The 6,493-nt window shown below is 73.0% G+C and carries 5 protein-coding genes and 1 pseudogene; 3 read left to right on the forward strand and 3 right to left on the reverse strand.

All coding sequences use genetic code 11. The features are described 5' to 3' along the window. A pseudogene (locus JL475_RS37675) lies at positions 1-264 on the forward strand (PH domain-containing protein); the annotation flags it as partial. 87 nt (positions 265-351) lie between these two features. On the opposite strand, the gene JL475_RS37680 reads toward JL475_RS37675, so the two are convergent. From JL475_RS37680 to JL475_RS37690, 3 genes are all read right to left on the reverse strand, one after another. Then, a complete protein-coding gene (locus JL475_RS37680; protein WP_202282719.1) occupies positions 352-2,064 on the reverse strand; it encodes a phospho-sugar mutase in 1,713 nt (570 codons plus the stop codon). A gap of 74 nt (positions 2,065-2,138) precedes the next feature. Continuing rightward, positions 2,139-2,963, reverse strand: a complete 825-nt coding sequence (locus JL475_RS37685) for a purine-nucleoside phosphorylase (protein ID WP_202282720.1) — start codon at positions 2,961-2,963, stop codon at positions 2,139-2,141. 162 nt (positions 2,964-3,125) lie between these two features. Next, complete coding sequence (locus JL475_RS37690) at positions 3,126-3,617, reverse strand: gamma-glutamylcyclotransferase (RefSeq protein WP_202282721.1); 492 nt, start codon at positions 3,615-3,617, stop codon at positions 3,126-3,128. 98 nt (positions 3,618-3,715) lie between these two features. Between JL475_RS37690 and JL475_RS37695 the strand changes: the two genes are divergently transcribed. Together JL475_RS37695 and JL475_RS37700 are read left to right on the forward strand one after the other, a co-directional pair. Beyond that, positions 3,716-5,164, forward strand: a complete 1,449-nt coding sequence (locus JL475_RS37695) for an NAD(P)H-quinone dehydrogenase (protein ID WP_202282722.1) — start codon at positions 3,716-3,718, stop codon at positions 5,162-5,164. Between the two features lie 222 nt (positions 5,165-5,386). Then, the gene (locus tag JL475_RS37700; protein WP_307825318.1) at positions 5,387-6,346 is read left to right on the forward strand and encodes a DeoR/GlpR family DNA-binding transcription regulator; all 960 of its coding nucleotides are present in this window, start codon (positions 5,387-5,389) and stop codon (positions 6,344-6,346) included. Positions 6,347-6,493 lie beyond the last annotated feature (147 nt).

A 6,493-nucleotide genomic window follows, 5' to 3' on the forward strand; every position in this document is an offset into this window, starting at 1 on the left:
GGCGTCGACGTCCGCGCCGCGGGGCAGGCCCCGAGGGCGGGCGGCGCGTCCCGGCGCGGGGGCGTCGCGCCCGCACCGGGCGGACCGGAAGGCCCGGAGCGGGCACCGAGCGACCGCGCGATGGACGAACTGCGCGAGCTGCACGAGGACCGGCGGAGCGCGGGGAGCGCGCAGGGCGAGGTGAGCGTGCGCTGGTCCTACGAGGTCCTGGCCCCGATGCTCGCCGGGGTGATCCTGCTGACGGTCCTGCTGGCCGTCGCCTGAGTGTCGCCTGAGCCCGGGAGCGACGACCGGGGGGTCCGCGGAACCGCGGACCCCCCCGTTTTTTGGTTTTCGATCGTTTTTGATCGCTCAGATACCGGCCGCCGTCTTCAGGTCCTGCTTGAGCGCGGTCAGCAGGGCGGCCGCCCCGGCGCGGGCCGCGGGCAGCTCGGCCCGGTCGGTGACCGGGACGACGACCTCCAGGTAGCACTTCAGCTTCGGCTCCGTCCCGCTCGGGCGGACGACGACGCGGGCACCCTGGAGGGTGTAGCGCAGGCCGTCGGTGGGCGGGAGGGTGTCCGTGCCGCGGGTCAGGTCCTCGGCCCGGGTGACGGTCAGGCCGGCCAGTGCGGCCGGGGGGTTCTCGCGCAGGCGGCGCATGGCGTCCGCGATGAGCGACAGGTCCTCGACGCGGGCCGACATCTGGTCGGTCGCGTGCAGGCCGTGGGCCACGGCGAGGTCGTCGAGGAGGTCCAGGAGGGTGCGGCCCTCCGCCTTCAGCTCGGAGGCCAGCTCGGCGAGGAGCAGCGCGGCCGTGATGCCGTCCTTGTCGCGTACGCCCTCCGGGTCGACGCAGTAGCCCAGCGCCTCCTCGTAGCCGTAGCGCAGGCCCTCGACCCGGGCGATCCACTTGAAGCCGGTCAGGGTCTCCTCGTGCGGCAGCCCCGCCTGCTCGGCGATACGGGCGAGGAGGGTCGACGACACGATCGACTCGGCGAACGTGCCGGTCGCGCCGCGCCGGACCAGGTGGGCGGCGAGCAGGGCGCCGACCTCGTCGCCGCGCAGCATGCGCCAGTCCCCGTCGCCGGTGCCCTCCCCGCCGGCGTCCTTGACGGCCGCGGCGCAGCGGTCGGCGTCCGGATCGTTGGCGATGACCAGGTCGGGCTCGGCCTCGCGGGCCTTCGCGAAGGCCAGGTCCATCGCGCCGGGCTCCTCCGGATTGGGGAACGCGACGGTGGGGAAGTCCGGGTCGGGCTCGGCCTGCTCGGCGACCAGGACCGGCTCCGGGAAGCCGGCCCGGGCGAACGCGGCGAGCAGGACGTCCTTGCCGACGCCGTGCATCGCGGTGTACACCGTGCGGGCACTGCGGGGGGAGCCCTCGGCCAGGACCGCGTCCGTACGGGCGAGGTAGGCGTCCAGGACGGAGTCGTCGAGGGTCTGCCAGCCGGTGGTGGGGCGGGGCACGTCGTTCAGGGACCCGACGGCCGCGATCTCGGCGGCGATCTCCGCGTCGGCAGGGGGGACGATCTGGGACCCGTCACCGAGGTACACCTTGTAGCCGTTGTCGCGGGGCGGGTTGTGGCTGGCGGTGACCTCGACCCCGGCGACCGCGCCGAGGTGCCGGATGGCGAAGGCGAGCACCGGGGTGGGGAGGGGGCGGGGGAGGACGGCCGCCCGGAGACCGGCGCCGGTCATCACGGCGGCGGTGTCGCGGGCGAAGTCCGCCGACTTGTGCCGGGCGTCGTAGCCGATCACGACGAGGCCGGCTGTGTCGTCCCCGTGGGGGGTCCCCTGCTTCTTGAGGTACGCGGCGAGGCCGGCGGCGGCGCGGATGACGACGGCGCGGTTCATGCGCATCGGGCCGGCGCCCAGTTCACCGCGGAGACCGGCGGTGCCGAACTGGAGGGTGCCGCTGAAGCGGGCGGCGAGTTCGGCGACGGCGTCGGCGTCGTCCGTGGTGGTCCCGGTGGTCCCGGCGTTCCCGTCGAGCTTGTCGAGAAGGCCCGCGAGTTCCGCACGGGTCTCGGGGTCGGGGTCCTCGGCGAGCCAGGTGCGGGCCCGAGCGGTCAGGTCGTCGTGCACGTGTCGGTCAGCCTCTCGAGTGGTCGGTTGAGTCGTCCCGCCCGGGGGCCCCCGCCGCCGGGGGCCGCGGGCGGTTACAGGCGGCCCAGTACCCGGGTCAGGAGGGTGCCCATGCGGGAGGCGGAGTCCCGGCCCGCCTGGAGGACCTCCTCGTGGTTGAGCGGTTCACCGGTCATACCGGCGGCGAGGTTGGTGACCAGGGAGATGCCGAGCACCTCCGCGCCCGCCTCCCGCGCGGCGATGGCCTCGAGCACCGTCGACATGCCCACCAGGTCCGCCCCGATCACCCGTGCCATGCGGATCTCCGCCGGGGTCTCGTAGTGCGGGCCGGGGAACTGGGCGTAGACGCCCTCCTCCAGGGTGGCGTCGATCTCCTTGCAGAGGGCGCGCAGTCGGGGGGAGTAGAGGTCGGTGAGGTCGACGAAGTTGGCGCCGACGATGGGGGAGGTGGCCGTGAGGTTGATGTGGTCGCTGATCAGGACCGGCTGGCCGGGGCGCATGCCCTCGCGCAGGCCGCCGCAGCCGTTGGTCAGGACGATCGTCTTGGCGCCGGCGGCGACGGCGGTGCGCACGCCGTGGGCGACGGAGGCCACGCCGCGGCCCTCGTAGTAGTGGGTGCGGCCCAGGAAGACCAGGACCCGCTTGGTGCCGAGGCGGTACGAGCGGATCTTGCCTCCGTGCCCCTCGACCGCCGGCGGCGGGAAGCCGGGCAGCTCGGTGACCTGGAACTCGGCGTCGGGTGAGCCGAGGGCGTCCACGGCCGGCGCCCAGCCGGAGCCCATCACGAGGGCGACGTCGTGGGTCTCGGCGCCCGTGAGCTCGCGCAGGCGCGCGGCTGCGGCGTCGGCTGCGGCGTGGGGGTCGCCCTGGATGTCGTCCGGAAGAAGAGAAGCGTTCACGCGGATGAGGGTAGCCGGTCTTCGCCTACGCGCGTAGATGTCAAAGCTCACGGGCCCGCGATCGTTGTCTTGTCGTTTCCGAGGAGGCCTTGCCGGCTCAATTCCGACCAGGCCTTGCCGGCTCGGGCGGGCAGGTTTCGGCGGCCCGGCTCGGGCGTGGGGTCAGCAGGGGCGTTTACGCAGTTCCATCACGTAGTCGTGGGGAGCGCCCGCGGATTCCGCCGCGTCGGCGACCTCGCCGAGGTAGCGGGCCGAGGGGAGTCCGCCCTCGTAGGCGTTCAGGACGTAGGTCCAGGCGGGTTCCTCGCCGTCCAGGGTGTGGACGCGGACGCGGGTGCGCCGGTAGATGTCCAGGCCCGTGCCCTCCCAGTGGTCCAGGGACTCCTCGTCCATGGGGGCGATGTCGTACAGCGCGACGAAGACCTGGGCGAAGTGGTCCTCGACGATCGTCACGAGCGCGCCGCCCCCCGCGACCGGGTCGGTGGGCTCGGCCGGGCCGGTGGGCCCGCTCGGCCAGTGCACGCCCAGGTTCTCGCCCCCGAAGGTCAGCCGCCACCCGTTCAGCCAGCCGGTGGCGCGCAGCGGCGAATGCGGGGCGCGGCGGGACATCAGCCGCGCGTCGAGGTTGCCGGCGTACGCGGCGTAGAGCGACATATGGGAGAGCGTACGGCAGCCGCACCGCGGGCCACTCCGGTAACGGAGGGGCCACGGGGACGGCCCCCGGACGGTCGCACGGTGAAGTGTGCGGGACAATGGAGCATGTGACTCGGATCGTGATCATCGGTGGCGGACCCGGCGGATACGAAGCGGCGCTGGTCGCCGCGCAGCTCGGCGCGGAGGTGACCGTCGTCGACTCCGACGGTCTGGGCGGGGCGTCGGTGCTCACCGACTGCGTGCCCTCGAAGACCCTGATCGCCACGGCCGAGGTGATGACCACCTTCGACTCCTCCTACGAGGAACTCGGCATCATCGTGGCCGACGACACCCCGCACGTGGAGCAGGCCGCCCGGGTCGTGGGCGTGGACCTGGGGAAGGTGAACCGCCGGGTGAAGCGGCTGGCCCTGGCCCAGTCGCACGACATCGCCGCGTCCGTGACACGGGCCGGTGCGCGGGTGCTGCGCGGGCGGGGGCGGCTCGAGGGCATGCAGGCCCTGGACGGGTCGCGCAAGGTCGTGGTCCGGGCCGCCGACGGGTCCGAGGAGACGCTGACCGCCGACGCGGTGCTCATCGCCACCGGCGGTCACCCCCGCGAGCTGCCCGACGCGCGGCCCGACGGTGAGCGCATCCTCAACTGGACACAGGTGTACGACCTGAACGAGCTCCCCGAAGAGCTCATCGTGGTCGGTTCCGGTGTGACCGGTGCCGAGTTCGCCGGTGCCTACCAGGCGCTGGGGTCGAAGGTGACGCTCGTGTCGTCGCGCGACCGGGTGCTGCCGGGTGAGGACCCGGACGCCGCCGCGGTGCTGGAGGACGTCTTCCGCCGACGCGGCATGAACGTCATGGCGCGCTCGCGCGCGCAGTCCGCCAAGCGGGTCGGGGACCGGGTGGAGGTGACCCTCGCCGACGGGCGGGTCATCACCGGGTCGCACTGCCTGATGGCCGTCGGCGCCATCCCGAACTCCGCGGGCATGGGGCTCGAGGAGGCCGGGGTCAGGCTGCGCGAGTCGGGGCACATCTGGACCGACAGGGTGTCCCGGACCACCGCTCCGGGCGTGTACGCGGCCGGCGACGTCACCGGCGTCTTCGCGCTGGCGTCGGTGGCCGCGATGCAGGGGCGGATCGCCATGTACCACTTCCTGGGTGACGCGGTGGCCCCGCTGAACCTGAAGACCGTCTCGTCGAACGTCTTCACCGACCCCGAGATCGCCACCGTCGGCTACAGCCAGGCCGAGGTCGACGCCGGGAAGATCGACGCGCGGGTCGTGAAGCTGCCGCTGCTGCGCAACCCCCGCGCGAAGATGCAGGGCATCCGCGACGGCTTCGTCAAGATCTTCTGCCGGCCGGGCACCGAGATAGTGGTGGGCGGCGTCGTCGTGGCGCCGCGTGCCTCGGAGCTCATCCACCCCATCTCGCTCGCGGTCGACAACAACCTGACGGTCGAGCAGATCGCGAACGCCTTCACCGTGTACCCCTCGCTGTCGGGGTCGATCGCCGAGGTGGCACGGCAGCTGCACACGCGCAAGATGGCGGGAGAGTCCTGACGGCCCGACAACCTGACGGCCCGACACTCCGACGTCCCGACGTCCCGACAGCTTGGCGGCTGGAGCCAACTCCCCGCCGGTCACGGGGAGTTGCCGGACGAGTGTTCGGTGTGGGTGAGGCGACTAGGACTTATACCACTTGACGGTCGGGGGTGCGAACAACTTCTGCTATTCAGCGCAAAGTGCTGAAAGCAGACGGTCGTCGGCGTTACTGTCAGTTTCGTGTTCGCTGCAGAACGTCGCCAATTGATCCTCGAAATGGTGCGAGCGAACGGGGCCGTGTCGCTCCGTGAGCTCGCCCGCGTCGTCCAGACCTCCGAAGTGACCGTACGGCGGGACGTGCGCGCGCTGGAGGCAGAAGGACTCCTCGACCGCCGGCACGGCGGTGCGGTACTGCCGGGCGGGTTCACCCGGGAGTCCGGCTTCCCGCAGAAGTCGCATCTCGCGACCGCCGAGAAGACCGCCATCGCCGACCTCGCCGCCGGCTTCGTGGAGGAGGGCGAGGCCATCGTGGTCGGTGCGGGCACCACCACGCAGGAGCTGGCCCGCCGGCTGGCCCGGGTGCCCGGTCTGACCGTCGTCACCAACTCCCTGCTCGTGGCGCAGGCGTTGGCGCACGCCAACCGGGTGGAGGTCGTGATGACCGGCGGTACGCTCCGCGGTTCGAACTACGCCCTCGTCGGCAGCGGAGCCGAGCAGTCCCTCCAGGGACTGCGGGTGTCCAGGGCGTTCCTCTCCGGGAGCGGGCTGACCGCCGAGCGGGGGCTGTCCACGTCCAACATGCTGTCGGCCTCCGTCGACCGGGCGCTGGTGCAGGCCGCCGCGGAGGTGGTGGTCCTCGCCGACCACAGCAAGCTCGGCATGGACACCATGTTCCAGACCGTGCCCACGGACGTCATCACCCGCCTGGTGACGGACGAGCCGCCCGCGCACGACGACCGTGCCGGCACCGAGTTGCAGGCGCTCGCCGACCAGGGCGTGCAGATCGCCGTGGCCGGGGCGTCGGGAGGTGCCGCGGGCTCGGGGGGTGACGCGGCCCCGGCACGTCAGCAGCGCCGGGACATGCCGCTGCCGGGGCCGCGTCGGCAGGGTTCGGGGCTGCGTCCGGCCGTGGCCCTGGGAGCGGCCGAACAGGCCCAGAGCGCGGAGCGGGCACGCGTCGCGGACCTGCGCAGGCGGTGATGACGCCGGGCGCCCGGCGGGGCCTTCGAGGCTCCGCCGGGCGCCCGGGTGTGTCGTGCGGGTCGGTCGGGACGTCAGTCCTTGATCTCGCAGATCACCGCGCCGGAGGTGACCGACGCGCCGACCTCGGCGCTCAGCCCCTTGACG

Source organism: Streptomyces sp. M2CJ-2, from assembly GCF_016757295.1.
Taxonomy (GTDB): Bacteria; Actinomycetota; Actinomycetes; order Streptomycetales; family Streptomycetaceae; genus Streptomyces.

Bases quoted from the DNA above. Each gene is read 5' to 3' on its own strand.
- JL475_RS37695 (WP_202282722.1), top strand. From the start codon at position 3,716: ATGGAGCATGTGACTCGGATCGTGATCATCGGTGGCGGACCCGGCGGA.
- JL475_RS37690 (WP_202282721.1), bottom strand. From the start codon at position 3,617: ATGTCGCTCTACGCCGCGTACGCCGGCAACCTCGACGCGCGGCTGATG.